The 23,747-nt window shown below is 65.1% G+C and carries 18 protein-coding genes; 7 read left to right on the top strand and 11 right to left on the bottom strand.

Going from position 1 to position 23,747, the window contains the following annotated elements; translation table 11 throughout:
- Positions 1 to 32 precede the first annotated feature (32 nt).
- From G3446_RS13305 to G3446_RS13285, 5 genes are all read left to right on the top strand, one after another.
- Complete coding sequence (locus tag G3446_RS13305) at positions 33 to 752, top strand: vWA domain-containing protein (RefSeq protein WP_164453321.1); 720 nt, start codon at positions 33 to 35, stop codon at positions 750 to 752.
- A gap of 4 nt (positions 753 to 756) precedes the next feature.
- Entirely contained in the window at positions 757 to 1,515 is a 759-nt protein-coding gene (locus G3446_RS13300) for a J domain-containing protein (protein WP_209262404.1), read from the top strand.
- Between the two features lie 6 nt (positions 1,516 to 1,521).
- Positions 1,522 to 1,968 carry an SRPBCC family protein gene (locus G3446_RS13295; protein ID WP_164453320.1) on the top strand — a complete coding sequence of 149 codons (447 nt, stop codon included), beginning with the start codon at positions 1,522 to 1,524 and terminating at the stop codon, positions 1,966 to 1,968.
- 77 nt (positions 1,969 to 2,045) lie between these two features.
- Positions 2,046 to 3,422: a DNA repair protein RadA gene (gene radA / locus G3446_RS13290; RefSeq protein ID WP_164453319.1), complete on the top strand. Its 1,377-nt coding sequence runs from the start codon at positions 2,046 to 2,048 to the stop codon at positions 3,420 to 3,422.
- Between the two features lie 170 nt (positions 3,423 to 3,592).
- On the top strand, positions 3,593 to 4,114 hold the full coding sequence (locus G3446_RS13285; protein ID WP_164453318.1) for a L,D-transpeptidase family protein: 522 nt from the start codon (positions 3,593 to 3,595) through the stop codon (positions 4,112 to 4,114).
- Positions 4,115 to 4,323: 209 nt separating this feature from the next.
- Here G3446_RS13285 and G3446_RS13280 read toward each other — a convergent pair whose 3' ends face one another.
- Positions 4,324 to 5,598 carry a CNNM domain-containing protein gene (locus tag G3446_RS13280; protein WP_164453317.1) on the bottom strand — a complete coding sequence of 425 codons (1,275 nt, stop codon included), beginning with the start codon at positions 5,596 to 5,598 and terminating at the stop codon, positions 4,324 to 4,326.
- Between the two features lie 134 nt (positions 5,599 to 5,732).
- Here G3446_RS13280 and G3446_RS13275 point away from each other — a divergent pair, with 134 nt between their 5' ends.
- The gene (locus G3446_RS13275; RefSeq protein WP_164453316.1) at positions 5,733 to 6,641 is read left to right on the top strand and encodes a recombination-associated protein RdgC; all 909 of its coding nucleotides are present in this window, start codon (positions 5,733 to 5,735) and stop codon (positions 6,639 to 6,641) included.
- 187 nt (positions 6,642 to 6,828) lie between these two features.
- Here G3446_RS13275 and G3446_RS13270 read toward each other — a convergent pair whose 3' ends face one another.
- The 7 genes from G3446_RS13270 to G3446_RS13240 form a co-directional block, all read right to left on the bottom strand.
- Entirely contained in the window at positions 6,829 to 7,836 is a 1,008-nt protein-coding gene (locus G3446_RS13270) for an NAD-dependent epimerase (protein ID WP_164453315.1), read from the bottom strand.
- Between the two features lie 307 nt (positions 7,837 to 8,143).
- Positions 8,144 to 9,391, bottom strand: coding sequence for a nucleotide sugar dehydrogenase (locus G3446_RS13265; protein WP_164453327.1), 1,248 nt, complete (start codon positions 9,389 to 9,391; stop codon positions 8,144 to 8,146).
- A gap of 83 nt (positions 9,392 to 9,474) precedes the next feature.
- The gene (locus tag G3446_RS13260; RefSeq protein ID WP_164453314.1) at positions 9,475 to 10,800 is read right to left on the bottom strand and encodes an FGGY family carbohydrate kinase; all 1,326 of its coding nucleotides are present in this window, start codon (positions 10,798 to 10,800) and stop codon (positions 9,475 to 9,477) included.
- A gap of 76 nt (positions 10,801 to 10,876) precedes the next feature.
- A complete protein-coding gene (locus G3446_RS13255) occupies positions 10,877 to 11,791 on the bottom strand; it encodes a metal ABC transporter solute-binding protein, Zn/Mn family (RefSeq protein ID WP_164453313.1) in 915 nt (304 codons plus the stop codon).
- A 323-nt stretch (positions 11,792 to 12,114) separates the two neighbouring features.
- Positions 12,115 to 13,626 (bottom strand): undecaprenyl-phosphate glucose phosphotransferase, encoded by a 1,512-nt coding sequence (locus G3446_RS13250; protein ID WP_164453312.1) that lies wholly within the window; start codon positions 13,624 to 13,626, stop codon positions 12,115 to 12,117.
- Between the two features lie 192 nt (positions 13,627 to 13,818).
- A complete protein-coding gene (gene cysC, locus G3446_RS13245; RefSeq protein ID WP_164453311.1) occupies positions 13,819 to 15,411 on the bottom strand; it encodes an adenylyl-sulfate kinase in 1,593 nt (530 codons plus the stop codon).
- A gap of 170 nt (positions 15,412 to 15,581) precedes the next feature.
- Positions 15,582 to 16,334: a methyltransferase domain-containing protein gene (locus tag G3446_RS13240; RefSeq protein ID WP_164453310.1), complete on the bottom strand. Its 753-nt coding sequence runs from the start codon at positions 16,332 to 16,334 to the stop codon at positions 15,582 to 15,584.
- A gap of 1,464 nt (positions 16,335 to 17,798) precedes the next feature.
- Between G3446_RS13240 and G3446_RS13235 the strand changes: the two genes are divergently transcribed.
- On the top strand, positions 17,799 to 19,169 hold the full coding sequence (locus G3446_RS13235; RefSeq protein ID WP_164453309.1) for a sigma-54 dependent transcriptional regulator: 1,371 nt from the start codon (positions 17,799 to 17,801) through the stop codon (positions 19,167 to 19,169).
- A 431-nt stretch (positions 19,170 to 19,600) separates the two neighbouring features.
- Here the strand turns inward: G3446_RS13235 and galE are convergent, their stop codons facing one another.
- The 3 genes from galE to G3446_RS13220 all read right to left on the bottom strand — a co-directional run bounded on the left by galE (position 19,601) and on the right by G3446_RS13220 (position 23,517).
- Positions 19,601 to 20,623 (bottom strand): UDP-glucose 4-epimerase GalE, encoded by a 1,023-nt coding sequence (gene galE, locus G3446_RS13230; protein ID WP_164453308.1) that lies wholly within the window; start codon positions 20,621 to 20,623, stop codon positions 19,601 to 19,603.
- Positions 20,620 to 21,771 (bottom strand): sulfotransferase family protein, encoded by a 1,152-nt coding sequence (locus G3446_RS13225; RefSeq protein WP_164453307.1) that lies wholly within the window; start codon positions 21,769 to 21,771, stop codon positions 20,620 to 20,622. Before G3446_RS13225 ends, galE begins: the two co-directional genes overlap by 4 nt.
- Positions 21,772 to 22,146: 375 nt before the next feature.
- Complete coding sequence (locus G3446_RS13220) at positions 22,147 to 23,517, bottom strand: glycosyltransferase (RefSeq protein WP_164453306.1); 1,371 nt, start codon at positions 23,515 to 23,517, stop codon at positions 22,147 to 22,149.
- Positions 23,518 to 23,747: the final 230 nt, after the last annotated feature.

Genomic DNA, 23,747 nt, shown 5'->3' with positions numbered 1-23,747 from the left:
CCACTGCCCACTGCCCACTGCCCACTAAATTCATGAGCTCCGATCGAAGAGACCTCGAGAAGACCGCCTCGGATCATGCGGTGAGCGACTTTCTGAGTCAGGTCGCCGCGACGCCCAAGCCTGTCGCCGACGGCCGGAGCGGCCGGCTGATCTTCGCCATGGACGCGACCGCGAGCCGAGAGCCGACTTGGGATCAGGCGGCCCGGATCCAGTCGAGCATGTTCCTCGAGACCCGCTCTCTCGGTGGCCTGGAGGTTCAGCTCTGCTTTTACCGGGGCTTCCAGGAGATCCACTGGTCGGAGTGGTATCGGGACTCGGATGCCTTGCTGAAGCGCATGAATCGCGTCTATTGCGCGGCGGGCCTGACGCAGATCGGGCGCGTCTTGACGCATGCGATCGACGAGGCCTCGAAGCAGAAGGTCAACGCCCTGGTCTTCGTCGGCGATTGCATGGAGGAGGACCCTGATCGGCTGGCGGACTTCGCGGGTAAGCTGGGCGTGCTCGGGGTGCCGGCCTTCGTCTTTCAGGAAGGTCGCGATCCGGCGGCCGAGCGCGCCTTCCGCGATATCGCGCGGCTGACCGGCGGGGCTTGGTGTCCCTTCGATGCGGGCAGTCCGCAGCTCCTGCGCGACCTCTTGAGCGCGGTTGCCGTCTATGCCGCGGGCGGGCGCAAGGCGTTGGAAAGCTATGGGCAGGAGCGCGGCGGTGCCGTTCTGCGGCTCACGGACCAGATGTCCAGGAAGGGAGCTTGAGCGCTTGATCGTCAGACTTCTGCTGCTGGCCGCCTTCGTCGGCTTGGTGTTTTGGCTTCTGCGCTGGTTTCGCTCCACGCCGCCGGAACGGGTCGCCCGGGTGCTGCGCAAGTCGGCGCTCTGGGGTGCGGTGGCGATCCTCATCATTGCCGTGCTCAGCGGCCGGCTGAATCCCATCTTCGCGGCCATTGGCGCCGCCATCCCCTTGGTCCTACGCGCCGCCAATCTTCTGCGCCTGGTGCCGGCCTTGCAGCAGATCCTGCGCTCGCTCGGTCTGGGAGGCGCGCTCGGCGCGGCCGGGGGCGGGCCGGGGGCGCAGGCCTCGAGCATCCGCACCAGGTATCTCGACATGCGCCTGGATCACGCGACCGGGGCGCTGGACGGGACTGTGCTGGATGGTCCCTTCAAGGGGCGCGAGCTGAGCGCGTTGGGACTGGACGAGCTGTTGCGGATGCACGAGCTCTATCGCGAGAGCGACGGGCAGTCGCTGGCCGTGCTGGAGGCCTATCTGGATCGCGAGCACGGCGAGGATTGGCGCGAGCGGGCCCAGACCAATGGCGGCTCGGGCGGTGCTCCGGCTCGGACCGGGGAGCTGAGCGAGGCCGAAGCCAGGTCCATCCTGGGTGTCGAGCATGGCGCGGACGCCGAGGCCGTTCGGGCGGCCCATCGCCGGCTCATGCAGCGCCTGCATCCGGACAGGGGCGGCTCGGACTACCTCGCCGCCAAGATCAACGAGGCCAGGCGCCGTTTGATAGGAGACTGATCGCCCATGGTGAAAGCGGAGGCCGAGGCGCTGATCGATCGCCCGGTGACCAGAGTATTCGCGTTCGTCGCGGAGGACTTCGTGCGCAATTATCCGCGCTGGTCGCCGGAGGTGGAGCTGATGGAGGCCGTGACCGAGGGTCCCCTCCAAGTCGGCTGGGTCGGGCGGCAGGTCCGGGTGGACAAGGGGCGGCGCACCCAAAGCGAGTTTCGCGTGGTCGCCTTCGAGCACCCGAGCCGGGTCTGTTTCGAGGGGCTCGACGACCCCTTTCGCATCCGCTACCGCTTCACGCCCGAGGGAGCGCGGACGCGCGTCAGTTTCGACTTCGAGCTGGATCGCCTGAATCCGGGCGCGATGCTCTTCCTTGGCACGGTGCGGCGGGTGGTCCAGTCGAGCGCCGAGCGTATGCTGGTCCAGCTGAAGGGCCTCATCGAGGACGAAGTCACCGGCTGATCCGGCTGGGCAGCGCGCCGAGCCCGCCAGAGTCGAGCCTTTCCGAAAGCTGCCTGCCGCGATCTGGAATCTCTCCCATGGCCTCACCCAAGCCCAAGTCGACCTATGTCTGCAGCGCCTGCGGCGCCCGTCACCCCAAATGGGCCGGTCAGTGCACCGACTGCGGTGCCTGGAACACCTTGTCCGAGCTGGTGGAAGCCCGCAGCCGCAGCCGCGGCAGCCAGCGCAGCGGCGGCTACGCAGGACTGACCGACGGGACGCGGGTCGAGGCCTTGGAGGACGTCAGCCCGGAGGAGCGCCAGCGCATCCAGAGCGGCATCGGCGAGCTGGATCGCGTCTTGGGCGGCGGCATCGTCATCGGCTCCGTTGTGCTGATCGGCGGCGATCCGGGCATCGGCAAGTCGACCCTCTTGCTGCAGGCCTGCGCGGCCTTGGCGGGCTCAGAGACCGTGCTCTATGTCAGCGGCGAGGAATCGCCTCAGCAGATCGGCTTGCGGGCACGTCGTCTCGGACTCGAAGGCGGCGGGGTTCGCTTGCTCGCCGAGACCTGTGTCGAGGTGATCCTGGCGCATGCCGCTCAGGAGGCCCCGCGCGTCATGGTCGTGGACTCCATCCAGACCCTCTTCACCGAGCTGGTGCAGTCGGCGCCGGGCTCGGTCTCTCAGGTGCGCGAGTCGGCCGCGCAGCTGGTGCGCTTCGCCAAGCAGCGCGACACCGTCGTCTTCCTGGTCGGCCATGTCACCAAGGACGGCGCCCTGGCCGGCCCCAGGGTGCTGGAGCACATGGTGGATACCGTGCTCTATTTCGAGGGCGAGCAGGGCGGGCCCTTCCGCATGGTGAGGTCGATCAAGAACAGGTTCGGCGCGGTCAACGAGCTGGGCGTCTTCGCCATGGGCGATCATGGCCTGCGCGAGGTCAAGAATCCCTCCGCCATCTTCCTCTCCCGCCACGACCAGCCCGTGTCCGGCAGCCTGATCATGGTGACCCGCGAGGGCACGCGTCCATTGCTGGTGGAGGTCCAGGCGCTGGTCGACGAGAGCCCGCTCGCCAACCCCAGGCGCGTGGCGCTGGGGCTCGACCAGAACCGGCTCTCCATGCTGCTGGCCGTGCTGCATCGCCACGGCGGCATCGCCATGTTCAATCAGGACGTCTTCGTCAACGTGGTCGGCGGTGTGCGCATCGCGGAGACCGCGGCCGACCTGCCCGTCATCATGGCGGTGCTCTCCAGCTACCGTGATCGGCCCCTGCCGCTCGACCTCGCCGTCTTTGGCGAGGTCGGTCTCTCCGGCGAGGTGCGCCCCGTCCCCAATGGCCCCGACCGGCTGCGCGAGGCGGTCAAGCACGGCGTTCGCCGTGCCGTGGTGCCCAAGGGCAATGTCCCCAAGGAAGGCGTCGAAGGGCTCGAGATCGTCGCCGTCCGGACCCTGGCGGAGGCGCTGGATGCCGTGGCTTGAGTCCGTCTCTGAACCCCAAGGGCGCGAAGCGCGCAAAGGATAGCGATGCGTTGCGGAGCCCATGTTGCCCGCCCAGCGGGTGAAAGTCTTGCACTGGCCAAACCCCGACTCCCCTTCGCGTCCTTTGCGCCTTCGCGGTTCAATTTTTCGATCTCAGGGCTGATCGGCCAATGGCTCTGGTGTTGAAGCTCGTGCTGGTGCTGGCGGTCGTCGCGCTCGCGCTCTGGCTCTACGCGCATTGGCCAAGGTCGGCGCTGCCGGCGGAGGCGCGGGCGGATCGGGTTCTGGCCTTGAAGGCGGAGCGCCGGCTGCGGCTCTATCGCGGTGACGCCCTCTTGCGGGAGTACAGCGTCGCACTGGGCTTCGCGCCGGTCGGCGCCAAGGAGCGGGAGGGCGACGGCAAGACACCCGAGGGGCATTACGTCATCGACTATCGCAACCCGAATAGCCGCTTCTATCGCTCACTGCACATCTCTTACCCAACGGCGTCCGAGACCCTGCGGGCGAAGGCGCGGGGCGTCTCGCCTGGCGGCGCCATCATGATCCACGGGCTGCGCAACGGCGCCGGCTTCTGGGGGCGGCTGCATCGCTGGCGCGACTGGACGGCCGGCTGTATCGCCGTCACCGATGCGGAGATGGCCGAGATCTGGCGCGCTGTGCCGGATGGGACGCCGATCGAGATTCGGCCCTAGCTTCAATTCGAACCGCAAAGGCGCGAAGGGCGCAAAGAAGACAGAGGTGTGGGCGATGCGTCGCTTCATCCGCTGGGTGACTCAGAGAAGACCTGAGCGCAGCCCAAAAACAAAGCTTTGAGCTGGCTGCTGGTGGCTGGCAGCTCTTTCTAGGATGAACGCACCTGCGCTCATCCTGCGCTTTGTGGCTCGACTGCGCTCTGTCAGGCTCAAGCTCGTGTCTTGCGCTGGGGACGCGGGACGATCTTGACCGTCTTTACGCCATTGTCCGCGGTCTGGATGATCTCGATGGGGTGGCCGTCCAGCTTGAGGCTGGTGCCTGGCTCCGGGATGGTCTCCAGGTACTCCAGGATGAGCCCGTTGAGGGTCTTGGGGCCTGTCGTCGGCAGCTCCCAGCGCAGGGCTCGGTTCAGGTCGCGCACGCTGATGCTGCCGTCGGCCAGCAGGCTGCCGTCTTCGGCGCGATGGACCTCGTCGAGGCTGTCTGAGGGGTCGGTGGTGAATTCGCCGACGATCTCCTCGAGCAGATCCGTCAAGGTGATCAGTCCCATGAAATCGCCGTACTCGTCGACGACCAGTCCCACCTGCTGCTTGTTGCGCTGGAAGTTGAGCAGCTGCTGATAGAGTGCCGTTCCCTCGGGCACGAAATAGGGCTCCTGCGCGATCGCCTTGAGCTGGGGGCTGTCCAGGCCATGCTCGAGCAGGGCGTGCAGCGCGTTGCGGGCATGCAGGATTCCGATGACGTTGTCGATGCTGCCGTCGTAGAGCGGTAGCCGCGTATAGCTGGTGTTGCGGATGGTCTGGAGGATCTCGTCCTCGTCGTCCTGGATGTCGACACCCTCGAGCTCGTTGCGCGGGATCATGATGTCTTCCACCGTCGCATGCTCCAGGTCGAGGATCGCCAGCAGCATGGAGCGGCTGCGCTCTGGGATCATGGCGCCGGCCTCGCTGACCACGGTGCGCAGCTCTTCGCGGCTGAGGTCCGTCCCCGAGCCACCCTCCGGCGCGATCCCCAGCAGCTTCAAGAGGCCGTTGGTGAAGAAGTTGACCAGCCAGACAATGGGGTAGAGGGCCTTGAGGAGCGGCGCATAGACGTAGGACGCGGGAAAGGCGAGCCGCTCCGGGTGGAGTGTCGCGTAGGTCTTGGGGGCGACCTCGGCGAAGATGAGGATGACCAGGGTCAGCAGCCCGGCCGCGATGCCGATGGCCGCCTCGCCGCCGACGCGCAGCGCGATCACTGTGGCGAGCGAGGAGGCCATGATGTTGACGAAGTTGTTGCCGAGCAGGATGAGTCCGATCAGGCGATCCGGTCGCTCCAAGAGGCGACGGACGATGCGCGCGCCGCGATGTCCCTGGTCCGCCATGTGCCGCAGCTTGTAGCGGTTCATGGTGAGGATCGCGGTCTCGGAGCCCGAGAAGAAGGCCGAGAGATTGATGAGGACGAAGAGGGCGAGAAAGAGACCTGGAAGGGGGATGTCGTTCACGGAGTGCCGGCAAATGGCTGAAGTTGCCGGCATTCTAGCGAAACGGCCGGCCCGCGGCGAATGACGGCATCGCGGCGATTTGCAGTTCCCTGAAAGTCGGGCATACTCCGGCGCTTTTTCGACAGAGGCTCACCATGTTCAAGAATGCTCGACTCTACCGTCTGGATACGCCGTTTCCTCTGGATGCGACCGAGCTGGAGGAGCGGCTGGGCGGACGTCGGTTCCGCCCGTGCGGGCCGGTCGAGACCGCGACCCTTGGCTGGGCCGCGCCCTTGGGGGAGGATACGGCCGCCCTGGTGCATGCGGTGAGCGGCTGTTTTCTCATCTGTGCCCGCAAGCAGGAGCGTCTGCTGCCGTCCGCCGCCGTGGCGGAGGCGCTCGACGAGCGCGTCGGTGAGCTGGAGGCGGGCGAGGCGCGCGATGTCGGGCGGGCCGAGCGCCGCCGTCTGCGCGAGCAGATCATCAACGAGATGCTGCCGCGCGCCTTCACCCGCTCGCGCCGGACACTGCTCTATGTGGACACGGAGGCCGGCTGGCTGGTGCTCGACGCCGCCAGCGAGAAGCAGGCGGAGGAGATCGTCTCGCTGCTGCGCGAGACCCTGGAGAGCCTGCCGGCCAAGCTGCCCGATCCCGACAAGACCCCGGCGACCGTGATGACCTCCTGGCTCCTGGACGGCGTCGCACCGGCGGACTTCGTGCCGGCCGACGCCTGCGAGCTGCGCGATGCCGACGATAATTCCAGCGTCGTGCGCTGCAGCGGCCAGGACCTCTCCAGCGACGAGATCCTCAACCACATGCGCGCCGGCAAGCGGGCCACCAAGCTGGCTCTGGAGTGGGACGAGCGCCTGACCTTCACCCTGGCCGACGACCTCTCCATCAAGCGGCTGCGCGTCGGCGATGCCCTGCTCGAGGACCTCGACAACGAGGATCTGGATCCGGCGATGCGTCTGGACGCGGAGTTCGCCATCCTGGCGCTGCAGATGCGCCAGCTGATCGCCCGGCTCGACGAGGTCTTCGGCCTGGCGCCGCGCGATCTGCAGTAGGTCTCTTGTCGGTCGAGGGATTTTGAACCGCCAAGGCGCAAAGATCGCGAAGGATTTCAATGCGCTGTAAGGGCGGCAGCCTTCACGCGAAGCGTGAAGGCTGTGCGAAAGCCAGGTTGTTGTTCTTCTTCGTGCCCTTTGCGCCCTTCGCGCCCTTCGCGCCTTCGCGGTTCCAGATTGACCGCTCTCAGACCCGATAGAAGTCCAGATACCAGTCGACGAAGCGTGCGACGCCTTCCGCGACCGGGGTGCTGGGGTGGTAGCCGGTATCTCGCGCCAGGTCCTCGACGTTGGCGTAGGTATCAGGCACGTCGCCCGGCTGCAGGGGAAGCAGCTCCATCTCGGCCTTCTTGCCGAGACGCTCCTCGAGCACGCCGATGTATTCCATCAGCTCGACCGGCTTGTTGTTGCCGATGTTGTAGAGGCGATAGGGCGCTTGGCTGGTCGCGGAGTCCGGGGCATCGCCCGACCACTCGGGATTGCCCGTCGCGACCTGGTCCAGGACCCGGATCACGCCCTCGACGATGTCGTCGACGTAGGTGAAGTCGCGTCTGTGCTTGCCGTAGTTGAAGACCTGGATCTTCTCGCCGGCGAGGATGGCGCGGGTGAATTCGAAGAGCGCCATGTCCGGTCGGCCCCAGGGGCCGTAGACCGTAAAGAAGCGCAGTCCCGTCGTGGGAAGCTGATAGAGGTGGCTGTAGGTGTGCGCCATCAGCTCGTTGGACTTCTTGCTGGCGGCGTAGAGACTCAGCGGGTGGTCGACATTGTCGTGCACCGAGAAGGGCATCTCGGTATTGGCCCCATAGACCGAGCTGCTGGAGGCGTAGACCAGATGCTCGACGCCGTTGTGCCGACAGGCCTCCAGCACATTGGCGAAGCCGACCAGGTTGGTGCGCACATAGGCCATGGGGTTCTCGATCGAGTAGCGCACTCCGGCCTGCGCAGCCAGGTTGACGACCCGGTCCGGGCGATGATCGACGAAGGCCTGGTTGAGTGCCTCGCCGTCCTCGATGTCCAGCCGCAGGTCGGCAAAGGCAGGATGACTGCTGGTGCGGGCGAGCCGCGCCTCCTTGAGCCCGACGTCATAGTAGTCGTTGAGGTTGTCGACGCCGATGACCGCATCGCCGCGCTCGAGGAGTCGCAGGGACAGCGCGGAGCCGATAAATCCGGCGCTGCCGGTGACCAAGATTTTCATGTAAGGACCTTATTCCAGAGAAAGAGATTGTTGAACCGCAAAGCGCGCAAAGATCGCAAAGGCTTTCAACCAAGATTGAGCAGCCAGCTTCCAGCGATCAGCCTCCAGCGGGAGAAAAGTCAGACAGTTGCCGGATTGACTGGCCGAATGGCAGCCCTTTCTCGGCTCGAGACATGCTTAGACTGCTGGATGCCATCCCTCTGTGTGAAGATCCAGTGCTGGCAAGCCCTCGTTCTCTTCGCGTCCTTTGCGTCTTTGCGGTTCGAAATACGAGATTCGGCTCCTCGGGCGACTTGAGTGCTCCGGGTCAGAGGCGGCCGTCGACCGCGTCGCGCGGTAGCAGGGCCTTGACGTCGTAGAGGACCGCATTCGGCTTGCCGAAGGCGCGGATGCTCTCCACGCCCAGCTCGACGAACTGCCGATGGGCGACGGCGAGCAGGATGCCGTCGTACTGGTTGGCCGCGGGCTGCCCGATGAGCCGGATGCCGTATTCGTGCTCCGCCTCGGATGGATTCACCCAGGGATCATGGACATCGCATTGCAGCCCATAGTCTTCCAGCTCCCGGATGATATCCACGACCCGGGTGTTGCGCAGGTCCGGGCAGTTCTCCTTGAACGCCAGCCCGAGGATGAGGATCCGGCTCTCCTTGTCGATGCTGCAGCGCCTTGTCATCAGCTTGATGACCTGGCCGGCGACATAGGCGCCCATGCTGTCGTTGAGGCGGCGACCGGCGAGGATGATCTCGGGGTGGTAGCCGATCTGCTGTGCCTTGTGCGTCAGGTAGTAGGGGTCGACGCCGATGCAATGCCCGCCGACCAGCCCGGGCCGGAAGGGGAGGAAGTTCCATTTGGTGCCGGCCGCCGCGAGCACCTCCTCGGTGTCGATGTCGAGCTTGTTGAAGATGAGCGCCAGCTCGTTGATGAGGGCGATGTTGAGGTCGCGCTGGGTGTTCTCGATGACCTTGGCCGCCTCGGCGACGCGGATGCTGCTCGCGAGGTGCGTGCCCGCGGTGATGACCGAGCGGTAGAGGGCGTCGACGAAGTCGGCCGCTTCCGGGGTGGATCCCGAGGTGACCTTCTTGATGGTCGTGACGCGGTGCTCCTTGTCGCCCGGATTGATGCGCTCCGGGCTGTAGCCGGCGAAGAAGTCCTGGTTGTACTCGAGGCCCGATTCCTTCTCGATGATGGGGACGCAGACCTCCTCGGTCGCGCCTGGGTAGACCGTCGATTCGAAGACCACCACGCAGCCTGGCTTGACGACCTTGCCGAGCAGTTGGCTGGCGGACTCGAGCGGCCCGAAATCCGGCTGACGGTGGGCGTTGATGGGGGTCGGCACTGTGACGATGTAGACGTTGCACCCGCGGAGGTCGGCCGGATCTCCCGTAAAGCTGAGCAGGTGCGCCTGCGTCAGCGCCTCGGGCTCGACTTCGAGCGACGAGTCCCGTCCTTGCTTCAGCTCCTCCAGTCGAGTCGGGCTCAGGTCGTAGCCGATGACTGGGTAGTGTTTGCCGAGCTCGACGGCGAGAGGGAGTCCGACATAGCCAAGGCCGATCATTCCGATCCTTGCGCTCTCTAGGGTTAAATCGAAGGGGGCGGCCACTTAGCTTGTCTCCTGGGTGGGCGGGGCGTCGCCGGATTCTATGAAGGATGCGACGCCCTGGCCAGGGCGCCTGTGCCGCGGGCGCGCATTGCGAGGAGTGCGGCGCCATAGGCTGCCTCCTGGTGCGCGGCCGCCATGACGGGCACACCGAGCAGGCGGGCGCGAATCCCTGTCCAGGCGTCGTTGAGCGAGCCGCCGCCGAGGCTGGCGACCTGCGTCGGCGCCGGGGCGCCAAGCTCGGCGAGCTTGGCGTAGCCTTCCGCCTCGATCGCGGCGATGCCTTCGAGAAGCCCCTGAAGGAATTGGTCTGGTGTCTCCGGGCGCGGCGCCAGGGCGGGCTTCAGGCCGGGGTCGTGGCGAGGGAACCGCTCGCCTGTGCCTGGCAGGGGGTAGTAGCCGAGACCCGTCTCGGTGCTTGGATCGATCGCTGCGCTCAGCGCCCGGATCTCGTCGTCCGTGAAGTGCTGGCGCAAGACGGCGCCGCCGCTGTTCGATGCCCCGCCGACGAGCCAGGCGTCTCCGAGTCGATGACTGTAGACGCCATAGCGGCTGGCGACGATGGGGCGGTCTGCGACGATCTTGACGACCAAGGTGCTCCCGAGCGAGGTGACGGCATCACCGGGCCGCGCGGCGCCGGCGGCGATCGCCGCGGCCGTGCTGTCCGTCGTGCCGGCAAGGACCTCAATGCGTCCCTGCATTCCCAGGGATTCGGCGAGCTCGGGCGTCAAGAGCCCGAGCTGGGCTCCAGGCGCGCGCACCCTGGGAAGCTGGATCTCCCGGGGCAGCAGCTCAGGCACCCAGCTCGGCCAGCTGAGTCGGATTGGGTCGAAGCCTGTCTTGAGGGCGTTGTTCCAGTCGCTCTCGCCAAACCCTCCGCAGAGCTTGCCCGCGATCCAGTCGGCCTGGTGCAGCGCCATGGCCGAGGTGCCCGGCCGGAGTCGGTCGGCGAGCGCCATGACCTTGGCCAGACCCGCGCTTGGGCCTCGGGCGGGAGAGTCTGGGGGAGCGACCTCGGCGACCCGCCGCGCGGCCTCGGTCGCGCGCTGATCGCTGTACATCAAGGCAGGCCCGAGCGGCTGGCCTGAGGGCTCGGCCAGCAGCAGGGTGGCCGATGTGGCATCGACGCAAATGGCCCGAGGGGCGTGGCCCCTCAGTGCTTCCGCCAGGGTGCCGAGGACCTCCTGGGCTGCCGTCCACCAGAGCTCCGGGTCTTGCTCCTGGTGTCCGGGCGCCGGACTCTCGGGCGCCGGGAGTCCGGCACGCGCCTGGGCGATCTCTTGCCCGCGGGTGTCGACGGCGATCGCCCTGCAGCCGGAGGTCCCGAGATCCAGGCCGATGAAGGCCGCGTCTGATGCTGATTCCACGTTCGGAGCCCTCCCGAGCTTGACGCATGGCCGGTATTTGGGCTTGGACCGGGGAATCCCGAGGCCAGGGAGCCGCTCACGGCTTTGCGGGCACCTCCGTCGCCGCCACCTCGCGCGCGAACTGCCTTAGGTTTTCGAAATAGTCTGGGGCTAGATTGTCGGCGAGAACGACACGCCCGCCAATGGCGTGCGCGATCTTCTCCGCGGACTTGCGGCTGAACTGGGGCTGGGCGAAGACGACGCGAATGCCATCGCGCTTTGCCCGGTCGATCAGTCTGGCCAGACTGCGGGGGCCGGGCTCCTTGCCCTGGTGCTCGATCGCGATCTGCTCGAGCCCATAGGTCTCCGCAAAGTAGCCCCAGGACGGGTGGAAGACCAAGAAGCGGCGATGCTCGAGGCCGCCCAGAATCTTGCGGATATCTCGGTCCAGCTGGTCCAGGTCCGCTTCGAAGCCGGCGAGCCCAGTGGCGAATGCTGCCTTGTGCTGGGGCGCAAGCCGTTCGAGCGACGCGGCGATGCCAATGCCCATCTGCTTGACCAAGGGGGGGCTCGTCCAAAGGTGCGGATCCAGCTCGGATGCGTCGTGGTGGTGGTGCGACGGCGCGGATTGCCCTTGTGCTGTGGGCGGATCCTGATGCTCGGGCTCGGCCGACGCGTGTCCGTCGAGCGGGCGATGCGCGATGCCGCCGCTGAGGTCCAGGAAGCTGATGTCTTCATTGACCGCGCGGATGCGCTTCATCCAGGCGGTCTCGAGCGGGAGCCCGATGCCGAAGTAGAGGTCGGCTTTCGCGAGTCGCGCCATCTGCCCCGGCGTCGGCTCGTAGCCGTGCGGACTGAAGCCCGGGCGGACCAGTGATTCGACCTGTACGGCGTTGCCGCCGATACTCTCGATGAGCGCCTTCTGGGGTGGAATGCTGACAAAGACGTGAAGCGGCGTGCTCGCCTCCACGGCGCTTGTGATGAGGATGAGCAGCAGCAATAGCCTCGCCATGTCTCCGGCGCTCCTAGGGTGGCTCAGCTCGGGATACGCGCAGCGCTTGGCGCCGGGGTCATGGCTGTGCCGAGACCGGCGCTCAAGACCGCCAGATCAGGGCGCGCGTGCCCCACGCTGGGTGGATGGAGGCTCGGATTGTTATCTTATAACGCATGAGAAGCAAGCCTCCGGAGGTGCGCCCTAGGCGATTGGCGAGGCTTGGATCGCGTCTGGCTGGAGCTTGCGCTCTTGCAAGGAGGCGAAGTCGTCGACCGCCCGCGTCGGCTGCTCGGCGCTCCGCCCCGCAAGGCAGGAGGGGCTTCTTGGGACTGCTTGCGCCCTTAGTAGGCGTTCTTGTGGACGAAGCCTTTGAAGAAGGTCAAGACGACGATCCAGATATCCAGCCAGATCGACCAGTTTCTGATGTAGGCCAGGTCGAAATCGACGCGGCGTCCCATCTTGTCCACGGAATCCGTCTCGCCACGCCAGCCGTTCACCTGGGCCCAGCCCGTGATGCCGGGCTTGACCTTGTGACGCAGCATATAGCCGCCGATGATCGCGCGGTATTGCTCGTTGTGAGCCACGGCGTGAGGGCGAGGTCCGACGATCGACATGCTGCCTTGAAGGACGTTGACGAACTGCGGCAGCTCGTCCAAAGAGGTCCGTCTCAGGAAGGCGCCGAAAGGCGTGATCCGCGAGTCGTTCTTGCGTGCCTGCTTGACCTTGCCGCCGTCTTCGCAGACCGACATGGAGCGGAATTTCCAGACCATGATCTGCCGGCCGTCGAGACCGTATCTGCGCTGCTTGAAGAAGACGGGGCCTGGACCCGAGAGCTTGACGCCGACCGCGATGAGGAGCATCGGCAATGCCAGCAGAACCAGGGCGATACTGCTGATGGCGATATCCTCGAGCCGCTTCAGCCAGCCGTCGGGGCCGTCGAACGGGGTCTCGTAGAGGCTGACGGCTTGGATTCCACCAAGATCGAGGCGTCGACGCTGGAGGACATCGATGCGCCACAGGTTGGGAAGGATCTGGCGCGATCCCTGGCTTCCGTCCGCGACGCGCGCGCGCCGATCCTGGACCAGATAGACGGACGCAGTGCTGTCGCCCAGGCTGCGCAGCAGGGCCTCGGACTCCCTTTCCTTGTGACCTGGCCGAAGCGCGATGTAGATCACGTCGACATCGCCGCGCCGGGCGAGATCGACCAAGGTGCTCAGCGAACGGCTTCCGCGGGGGCTCCCATTGGGCTCGTGCTCCACCTCCTGCTCGTCATCGGATTGCTCGTCATCGAAGAGGCCGAGCAGATCCAGCCCCATCCATGGCTTGTCTTCAATGGTGCGTGCGACATGCTGAGCCAGATCGCCGCCGCCCGCGATGGCGAGCCGTCGCGTGTTGAGCCCATGGGCGCGTGCATAGTGCAGCGCCGAGCGGGCACTCCAGCGCCAGGCGGCAAGCAGGAGTGGTGTCGTCACCAGCCAATACAGCATGGTGTCCGGCGGATATTCCGCCGCATCCTGCTGGACGTATATGGCGGTCAAGGAGATGCCGGCGACCAAGAGCCAGGTCTCCAGGACGAGCCATACTTCCACCCGGGCCGACTCCGTGCGCCAGGGCCGGTAGAGATCCTTGATCTCGGCCAAGAAATAGAAGAGTCCGGTGCCGATCAAGCCGGCGGATATCAAAGCCACGGAGACTTCGGCTGCAGTGAAGGCGCAGGCGAGCCAAAGCCCCAGTGCGACGAGAATGGCATCCGCGACCCGGTGAACGAGCGAAACCGTCCCCTTATGGTCGCGTAGACGCCAGGGCGGAGTGCTCTGATCGACAACCCCTGCCACGACACTGTCAGTCCACATGATTGCTCTACCTCCGGATCACTTCATCCGGCGTTTGCATGCCAATGGGAGATCGCAAAGAGAGCCGCCGCTGGCTGGTGCCAAGGGCACCGCCTCGCGCGGCTCAGGACGCGGCTCATCTCCGCGGCTTGAGTCGGTCTCGCATGAGGCGAGGGCGGCTTGCGCCGCGCCTCGTCTCTGGGCGCGATCGCATCAGCCCGCGGCAGTTTGGGGCCAGTCGTCCGAGCCATGGAGGCAGCCGCGGGCGCGCAGCTCGGCGACGATCCGAGCGACGGCGTCTTCGACCTCGACTTGCGAGGTGTCGATCGCGATCTCCGGGTGCTCGGGCTCCTCGTAGGGGTCGCTCACACCCGTGAAGTCCTTGATCAGCCCGGCGTGCGCCTTGGCGTAGAGGCCCTTGGGATCGCGCTTCTCGCAGATTTGTATCGGCGTCGATACGTGGATCTCGAGGAACTCACCTAGGCTTTCGATCATGCCCCGAACGGTTGCGCGGGTGATGCGGTAGGGCGCGATGGGTGCGCAGATGGCGATGCCTGCGTGCCTTGTGACCTCGCTGGCGACATAGCCGATGCGCCGGATGTTCAGGTCTCTGTGCTCCTTGCTGAAGGTCAGCTCGCTCGAGAGGTGCTTGCGAATGATGTCGCCGTCCAAGAGGCTGACGGTGCGGTCGAGCTGGCCGAGGCGCGCCGCGAGCGCGCGCGCAACGGTCGACTTTCCGGCGCCGGAAAGGCCCGTGAAGAAGCAGGTTGCGCCGCGCCGCCCAGGCACCCGACCACTGCGTCTTGCGCCGCGGCTATGGCTGGCGTGCGGGCGGCCGGCGCCGCGATCGGCCGTCAGGCCACCTGCTGGGCCGGTCAGGTCGAGGCTGGAGATGAGCGTCATACTTGTCTTGAGAAGACCCTCTGCGCTCAGTTTCGAGAGCGCGGCGGAGCCTTCTGCGCCCGATCCTAGGCCATAGTCGCGCGGATCCAGGATGCAGTGGGTGGCGCCATAGTTGCCGTAGACCGCGGCCCTGCGGAGCAGCTCGTGGACGTCGTTGCCTTTCGAGACGAGGGGCAGGAGTGCCAGCTGTGCCCGTCCGGCGGGATACTGCCTGAGCGCCTCGCGGCATTCGCGCACTGCTCGATGCAGGCGCAGGTCGGTCGGCTGCAAGCCGTCGTCGGCGATCTGCAGCACGACGAGGGCGTCGATCTCCGCTGCAATGGCGGCGACGGCCTGGTGCGCCGTCTGCGTCAGCTCGGCGGCCGAGTCGACCAGGATCATCCGCTGCAAACGCCGCCGGCGAGGCTCCTCTGCGAGCCATGAGGGCGTGACCCTGAGCTCCGGATAGTCGTGACGCCCTGGGGTGCCGATCCCTTCGATGCTTCCGCCGACGCGGAGGCAGCGAGCCTCAGTTTCGGGAGTCGGAAGGGCTTGCGGGGTGGCCTCCGTTGCCTGGGGGAGCGCGTCCTTCGCTGCCATCCTGGGATCCCAGATGTCCTCGATCGTCAGCACGGCGAGCATCGCACCTTCGTCGTCGCGAAGGACGACGCGCTGGCCGAGACTCAGCTTCGAGGCGCTTGCGGCATTGACCTCTAGAAAGACCTGGAGCTGCGGTCGCGCGACCCTGCCAATCTGGCTGGCCGCCGGCTCGGGTCCGAGATCTTGCCGGGTCATGAGTCGGGTCACGGGCGCATAGGCTCCGGTGAGCAAAAGCTCGATGTCGCACAACTGCGCCGCGGTCAGGGAGATGGACTCCAGGCGCGTGGCCTCTTGCTTCAGCGCTCTGGCTCGCTCATGGCTCACGATCAGCGGGCAGGTCGTTGGGGTTGTTTGAGAGTCTCGCTCATGCATCTCGGCTTACCCTAGGCGTTGTGAAGCTGCTTTGGCGGTCAGTGCGGCGTCCGCAGCACTGCTTAGCCGGTTCGGAAAGGGTCGATCTCGTCGCTGCTTGGGATCCTTCTCATCCGTTGTGGTCAGTGGGTGAGGTCCGCCGAATCCGGACTGAGCTCCGCCGGCTTGAGACCATAGAAGAAGCTGCAGGGGCGTAGGCTGTTGCCTTCTGGCAGATAGATCGAGGCGAAGATCTCGTCGAAGCTCTCGAACAGGATCCGCAATCCATCCGGCGTATAGCGCATGTACTCGGCATGATGCGGCTGGCTGGGAGGTGCGTAAGGGCCGCAGAGCGGCGTATGCACCCAGACCTCGCCCGATCGCCGCAGGACGCGTCGCACCTCCGCGACCAGGCTGTCGGGACGCGAGACCCTGCCGATGCCGATGCAGAAGACGGCGTCGAAGCTGTTGTCGTCGAGACTCAGCGTCACCCGCCCGGCCTCCCTGGCCTCGCGCTCGACGCCGTCGAGGCTCAGGGTCAGCCAGTTGGAGCCGATCTCGGGCTGACGGTCGTCGTCGAACACGAGCCGCAGGCAGCGCCGATTCGCGCCCTTGTCGACGAAGTGCCTGAGCAGACAGCGGAACTCCTCGGTGGTGTCGCGGAATCTGGAGCGAAATTTGAAATACTCGATGACGTCTTGAACCGCGGCGAGACCGCGGTGGACGGCGCCGAAGCTATCGAGTCCCAGTGGCGAGCTGTCGGCAATGATCTCGCTGCCGTAGACGGTGGCAGTGACCTCATGCGCGTCGCCTATCGAGCGGTCTCCGCGTCCGCGTCTCGGTGGGCGCGGCCCCGGATCCCCCTCGTGCTCGTTCTCTTCGCAGACAGTTGCCAAGGGCTTTGCACCTCGCTTCGTGTCAATCCGCTTGACGCTCTCTGACAAGATATCGAGCGACGGCTGCTGTCCCCCCAGGCTGCCACCTTCACTCGAACCGCCCCGGAAGCCCCAGTTTCGCCTGTCCGATTAAGCCAGGACGGGACGTACGGTTTTATTCTAGGGAAGCTCATAGCAACGAGGGTGCCACCACTCGAATGACGCCCAGGTACTGAATCTGTGGCCGTGCATGGCTGCGCCTGGGGGTGTCTAGTTGATTCATTAACATTACAGGTCGCACGTGATTCCCTTGCGTGCGTTGTGCCAATCGAAGTGAATGCGGAATAGGCAATTGCCATCCAGTGCTCGGCCTGGTGACGACATCGAGACGTTCGATCGTCGGCGAGAGATGTTTGGTTTCGCGCGACCCGGTGATGATCTCGGTGACTCAACAATGGGTGTCTGTTGCTGATTGTTCATTGCCTAATGACTGGTCGCGGTCGCTCTAAGCGGCAGGGTAGAGCGCCACGCTTTGTTTTCTTGTCTTTTTGAAATCAGTCTGTTGTCGCTCTTGTGGTATGCGAAAAGTGTTTCTTGTGCAGAATTGGGCGTGCCGCGGAGGTCGTTCGTCGGAATTTCTGGCAACCTACTTGCAAACTTCTTGCGCGATGTCATTTCACCTGTAGCGTGAAAGGCCACGCCTGGCTAGGGAGTGCGATTTGGGCTTTTTCACGCACTTTTCGGTCCCGCATCCAGGTATTCAACGACCCCCTGAAGTTGATATGTAAGTCATTGATTTTTAAACATTTACTGGACTTTTCTGGCAGGACAAAAAGTGCGTGAGCCAAACACCCGAAAATCCACTCAGATCGAACATCCTAACGCCTGGCAATCCCCCAACTCCTGTGTGGCTTGATTGTCTTTACCTCAGCATGTGGCGCTCAGCATACTGAGGATCGAGCAACTAGTAGTTTTGCGGATGTCTTCATGACGCAGTCCGCCTAAGCTCTGAAGTGAGGTGGGAAGCTCGGTCCGACGGAGACTTGGGCTTGCGGCCTGACCTCGACAGACACGAATTGGATCCCTCCCATCTGCTGCCATCGGACGGCATCAATCGGCATCGGAGCGTCTTTTGACCGGGCTCTCCCCGCAGAGCTTTTCTGGGCTTTGCGCCATGTGCCCGCAGCGCAGATCGGTTGCATCAGCACGACTGATCTGCAGTGCGGACGCCAAGCCCTGGCATTGCGTGTGCTGGGGCTCAAACGGAGAAAGGTGCGAGCTCCCGGCGAATCGCTCGCCGACGTCGTCGGGGCTCTGTGGAAGCGAAGAGGAGATAACCTAACGGTCGGACAAGGGTAGGTGCGACTGCGGCAGACATGGCACAGGCCACACGAGGCAGTGGCGACGATCAAGAATACAAGAGCCTCGCTGCTTTGAGCTGAGCCCACTGATTGTGATCGCAAACCAACCCTCGGTGATATCGCTATGCCCAATCGGCGTCGACCTCTAATCTACGTAAAGGCTTCCACCGGCGAGCGCGTCGCTTACCCGGCTTTCCTGCAAGATCAGTGGGACGTGCATGAGGTCTCGCATCCTGCAGCCGCACTGGACCTCCTGCGCAAGCAAGATTTCCTGGTGGGCTTGTTCCACTGGGACGGGGCTGGTGCCGACACCAGCACGCTGCGCTTCCAGGCCGAGCTCCTGCTCGACGCCGACAATCGCATCAACTGGGTGGTCCTACTCTCTGGGGTGACGACCTCGGTCCACCAGGTGTCGCGCGTCATCAGCTCCCACTTCTACGACTACCACACGCTTCCGATGGACCCGGAGCGTCTGTCCGTGACGCTCGGGCATGCCTACGGGATGGCCGAGATCGCCAACGCTTACTCCGACAGTGGCTTCGTGCGAGAGGGCGAATCGCACATGGTCGGGCAAAGTCCCGCGATGCGGAGTCTCTTTCAGACCATCCACAAGGTTGCCGCGATCGACCTCAACGTCATGGTTCGCGGAGAGAGCGGCACGGGCAAGGAGCTCAGCGCCCAAGCGATCCATCATCTCTCGCACCGCGCCCAGGGGCCTTTCGTGGCCGTGAACTGCGGGGCATTGCCGAAGGATCTGATACAGGCCGAGCTGTTCGGGCACGAGAAAGGCGCCTTCACAGGTGCCGATCGGCGCAAGATCGGTCGGATCGAGGCGGCTCAGAACGGCACGCTCTTCCTCGACGAGATTGGCGACCTTCCGCTTGAGATGCAGGTCAATCTGCTGAGATTCCTGCAGGAGAAAACGATCGATCGGGTGGGAGGAACCACGCCTATTTCGGTGGATGTGCGCGTCATCGCCGCGACGCACGTCAATCTCGAGCGGGCCGTCGAGGAAGGACGCTTTCGCGAGGATCTCTACTACCGCCTCAATGTCCTCCACCTCGAAATGCCGCCCCTGCGCGATCGCGGCGAGGATATCGAGATTCTGGCGCAGTATTTCCTGCAGCAGTTCGCCTCCAAGGTCAAGCCCAATATCAAGGGCTTCAGCCAGCCCGCGCTGGATGCAATCAAGGCGCACTACTGGCCGGGGAATGTGCGCGAAATGGTCAATCGCGTGCAAAGGGCCGTAGTCATGAGCGAGGGGCGACTGGTCAAGCCGAAAGACCTCGGGCTGGATCAAGACTTGCCAAACTCGATCCTGATGACCCTATCGGAGGCACGCTCTAGGGCCGAGAAGGAAGTGATCGAGGCGACGCTCGCCGCGGCGCGCAACAATGTGTCCAAGGCGGCGCGGCGCCTGGACATCTCACGCGTGACGCTCTACCGCTTGATGGAGCAGCATGCGATCGATTGGCAGGGTAGTCGCGACGAATGAGATGGACGGCAAGGCATCGAGCAGATTGGCCTCACCTCATGGCTGCAATCTGCTCGAGTCTGATGCTCTTGAGCTGAAGCTGATGTGAGTATCGGCCAGCGCGCCTAGCCTTCCTGAGAGCCCCGATCGGCGCAAAGCCCGCGCAGCCCTCGTCAGCCTGCCAGATCTCCCTGGCATGGCCCTCAAAATCTCCACAGGCAAACCATCGACGTTAGGACCTGATTGGCGATATCTGGTCGTCGGTCGGCTCGCTTGAATGGGCGGCGATCATCGATTGGCCCGGCCTACCGCTGTCGGCTGGACAAGCGCGGCTCAGTCCACCAAGGCCGGCGCGGGATTCGGTGGACTTCGCTCTCCCTTTTACACCCTAAGTGTCCATCTGAGGATCAAGCCGCTTGAATGCGTTCCCGGCGTTCAAGCGGCGAGCCTCCCTAGGCGGCGGCCGACGGCTTCCACAAGCCGGAAGATCCATGACCTTTGAAGTGCTCTCGGCGATGTGTCCATGCATGGCCGATGATGGTTTCGAGTGAGGCGTACTCCGGACTCCATGCCAGCTCCTGCTTGATCTTCCTGCTGTCGGCGACCAATCGCGCCGGGTCGCCGGCGCGGCGCGCGCCGATCTGAAAGGGGATGGCCCGACCGGCGACGCGGCTCGCGGTATCGATGACTTCGCGAACCGAGAATCCGCGTCCATTGCCAAGATTGTAGGCCTTGGAGCTGCCGCCGCTCAGCAGGGAGTCCAGGGCAAGCCGATGTGCCTGGCAAAGGTCCGCGACGTGGACATAGTCGCGGACGCAGGTCCCGTCCTCAGTGTCATAGTCATCTCCGTAGATGGTGATCGCGTCGCGCACGCCCAGGGCTGCGTCCAGCACCAAGGGAATCAGGTGCGTCTCCGGATGATGGCGCTCTCCGAGCTGTCCGCCCGGGTCCGCGCCCGCGGCGTTGAAGTAGCGCAGGACGATCGACTTGAGGCCTCGGGCATGATCGAAGTCGCGCAAGGCCTGCTCGGCCATGAGCTTGCTGGCGCCGTAGGGATTGATGGGCTGCAGGGGGTGAGCCTCGGAGATCGGCGTCTGCAGCGGATTCCCATAGACCGCCGCCGTGGACGAGAAGATGAACCGCGAGACCTCATGGCGGCACATCGCCTCTGTGAGCACCAGGGTATTGGCGAAGTTGTTGCGATAGTACTTTTCGGGCTTGCGCACCGACTCTCCGACCTCGATGAAGCCGGCAAAGTGCATGACGGCGTCGATCGATCGCTGCCGGAAGATCTGATCCAGGAGACGGGCATCCCCGATACTGCCTCGGATCAGGATGTCGCTGGGCACCGCATCGGCATGTCCCTTCGACAGATCGTCTAGAACGATCACCTGATAGTCGTGCTCCAGCAGGTGCTTGACCATGTGCGAGCCGATATAGCCGGCCCCGCCGGCGACCAAGATGGTTCTCGTCATGTCTTCGAGCCCTCTGTCATGTGCGCGGCGGCGACGCCGTCATTGCCTTTGAGCCTGGTCATGGCCTTCAGTTGGATGAGCGCCCGGCCTGGGTTGAAGGCGACGACGCCAGCGACGTGTAGTGGGTAGGACAGGACTGGAATGGCGAGCGAGGGCGGGCTCGGCTGATCGAGCACCTCCGTGGCATAGCCGAAGCGCTTCATGAGGTGCTGGCAATGCCGCTCGCAGATCAGTGTTTCGGCCTTCGAGAGGGCCCGGCGCCAGCGGTGGACGACCTCGGAGGATACGCCGCGGCTCTGGTCGCTGTGCTCGACGTTGGAGGATCCCCAGCGGGGAATGTCGATCATCTCTTCCTCGAACGCGAGTCCCAGGAAGCGACAGATTCGAGCTGCCATGAGACTTGGCTGGGCGGCGAGGTCCTCGAACTTCACGACCATGAAGCGCGGATGGTCGCTCAGACCGACCGCCTCTTCGGTGGCCCGCGCCCAGAGCTTCGCCATGGTCAGGGGGTGATAGTTCACCAGGTTACGGATCATCTCCGAGAGGGGGAGGTGGTCGGCGCCGAGGCGGCGCAGCTTCCAGCGGTTCTTTTGCGACGCCAGGACGGCGCGCGGATCACGCACGATGTGGACGAAGCGGGCGTTTGGATAGAGATCGAGCAGGCGGCGCGCATAGAAGACGTTGCGCGGCGTCTGCTCGCAGGCATAGAGACGCCCAGAGTCGCTGGCCAATTGGTGAAGGGCTGCCGCGAAGACCGCGCCCGGGTGGTGCTCCTCGGCCGCCAAGGCTTGCGCGAGTCGTCGTCCCCAGGCGTGCTCGACGCTGGTGGGTCGGCCGCCCCAGAGTCCGTGTGTCTGGCGGGCTAGCAGTTTGGCGGCCAGGTCGCCGAGCTCGCGCTCCGAGGCGGCTCGGTCGGCCTGCAGGGGATCCCACAGAGCGCCGAAGAAATGCAGCTCGTTGAACGCCATGACCGCGCTGTGCGCACCGAGCATGCGAGCCAGCATGGTCGTGCCCGAGCGTGATGCCCCGGTGACGAAGACGAGGGGTGCATTGAAGGCGGATGCCGAGCTTGGGTCTCCTGTCGATAAGCTATGTCGATCGAGCCGATGAACCGTGGCACTCGCTCTAGGGCTGGTCTTGCCTTGCATCTCATGACTACCTTTTCGAAGTTGACGGTCGCGTCGGCAGCTTGGCGCCTTGGTCCGACGTGCGATGACAGACTTGCCGATGCGTCGAGGGCGGATCGGTTTGGCCTAAGTACCTGAGCAAAAAACTAGCCAATGCGGGTGGCCTGCCTGCTTGGCTCCGGAGCTGGCGCGACCTGCTTGGTGGGCTGTCAAGGTGTTTCCTGGACCTGACAGTCGAGCATCCGGGCTTGGACAGGGTGCCTCGGGCGATGAGGCGCACCGCGGTGCGAGGGGCGCCTTGGGCTGTCGGTCCATCCCGCGACCGATGTTGAGCTCCTTGCGGCTCGGCGCCTCGAATGATCGTGCGCGCTGACTGCATGTGCCGCTGAGCCAGGGTCAAGCCGGTCTTCTGGACACCTTGCCGACCGGATCCGATTGCACCGGCCGATCGGCGGCAGTGGTACCCGCCACGCTCGCTCGGCTGGGTCTCAGCAGCTCCTCGTAGCGGGCCGCGACCTCTGCCGCGATGAGGGAGTAGAGCCGTTTGCCGCGGATGTAGGCGCGGCCCTTCCTGGCCATGGCCTCGGCGCCCGCCGGATCGGCGAAGAGGGTCGAGACGGCGTTTGCGAAATCGCTCGCCGACCAAGGCACGCAGATGCCCGCGCCACTCTCGGCGATGATGGCGGATTGCTCCGGATGCGCGTTCCCGACCACCGGGCGCTGCAGCGCCATGTACTCGATCAGCTTGGTTGGCGAGGTCGAGCGCAGAATCGGAGTCGGATAAAAGGGCGAAAGGCAGACGGCGGCGGCGCAGACGCGCGCGTGGGCTTGCTCGACCGGGAGCCAGCCCGTGATTTCGATGGCATCCTCCAGCCCAAGGGCTCGCGCCGCCCGTTCGATGCGGGCTCTGTCCTCGGGGACGTCGCCGTCACCCACGAACGTCAGCTTGGCGTCGGGAAATTGCGTGCGCACCTGCGCGAGCGCTTCGACGAGCACGTCTAGACGTCGCACGAGATTGAGGGTGCCGAGGTAGAGCGCGGTGTGGGGCACCACCTCGCCGCCCGGGTGCTCGAGCAGGTGCTCGCCGATGCCCATGGGCACGGGCGTCATGGCGTCGGGGCTGATCCCCTGGTCGCGGAAATCCTCGAGCATCTGGCGGCTTTGCACGAAGATGCCGTCCGCATGCGGCAGGATGACCTTGTAAAGCAGCCAGGCGGCCGTCTTGCCGCCGATGAGACTGAGCGCGGGCAGTCGTGATCGCCCTTCACGGGCGTCTAGGATGCGGCATTCGGCAAAGGGGTAGGACGCCCAATAGGTCATCTTGGTGCCACGGAGCCGGGCGGCGGCCAGGGCGAGCACCGCGACGAGGAACTTGTCCCGCACTTGCACGACGTCATAGTCGCCGCGCAGCACGAGCCAGCCGACGCGCAGGTCGCCGACGACCTCCCGAAGCTTGGTCAGGAGCTTGCCCGCCAAGCCGCGGCGTCTGCTGCGGTGAATCACGAAGGCTTTCGCGCCGCGCCAGTGTGTCGCTACCCAGGCCGCGCCGGGCCGTGCGTCCTCCATGACCCAGTCGATCTCGAAGCCTTGGCGCGCCAGTCTCGTGGCGAAGAGATCCGATACGTCCACGCGGTCGGCGATTCCCGGTCCGCCGCCCACCACGTAGAGCATGCGGATGCGGGCCGCGTCTGGGTGATGGCTCGATCGCTCTGTGGTGTCGATTTGGTCGGGCCGATCGGCGGACGGTGGGATCCTAGGGCTGGACATGGCGTTCTCCGGCGGAGTGGAAGACTGCGAGCGCCCGGTCCGACCTTGCGCTCGCCTCTCGCCCACAGCGCAAGTTTTCTGCCATGCGCCCAAGGTCGGCGAGCCCGGACGAGGCATCGACTCCAGGCAACTGGCGGCTGGCTGCTCTTCGACGAGGGTCGGCCTTTGTCGTCTGTTGGATCGGCAGAGGGGTGGACGAGCGAGAGAGACTGTGAAGAAATTCTGCGTAG

This window comes from Thiorhodococcus minor (assembly GCF_010820565.1).
GTDB classification, from domain to species: Bacteria; Pseudomonadota; Gammaproteobacteria; order Chromatiales; family Chromatiaceae; genus Thiorhodococcus; species Thiorhodococcus minor.
Note: the sequence above shows the minus strand (reverse complement) of the source record. Positions and strands in the feature narration are given on the sequence as shown.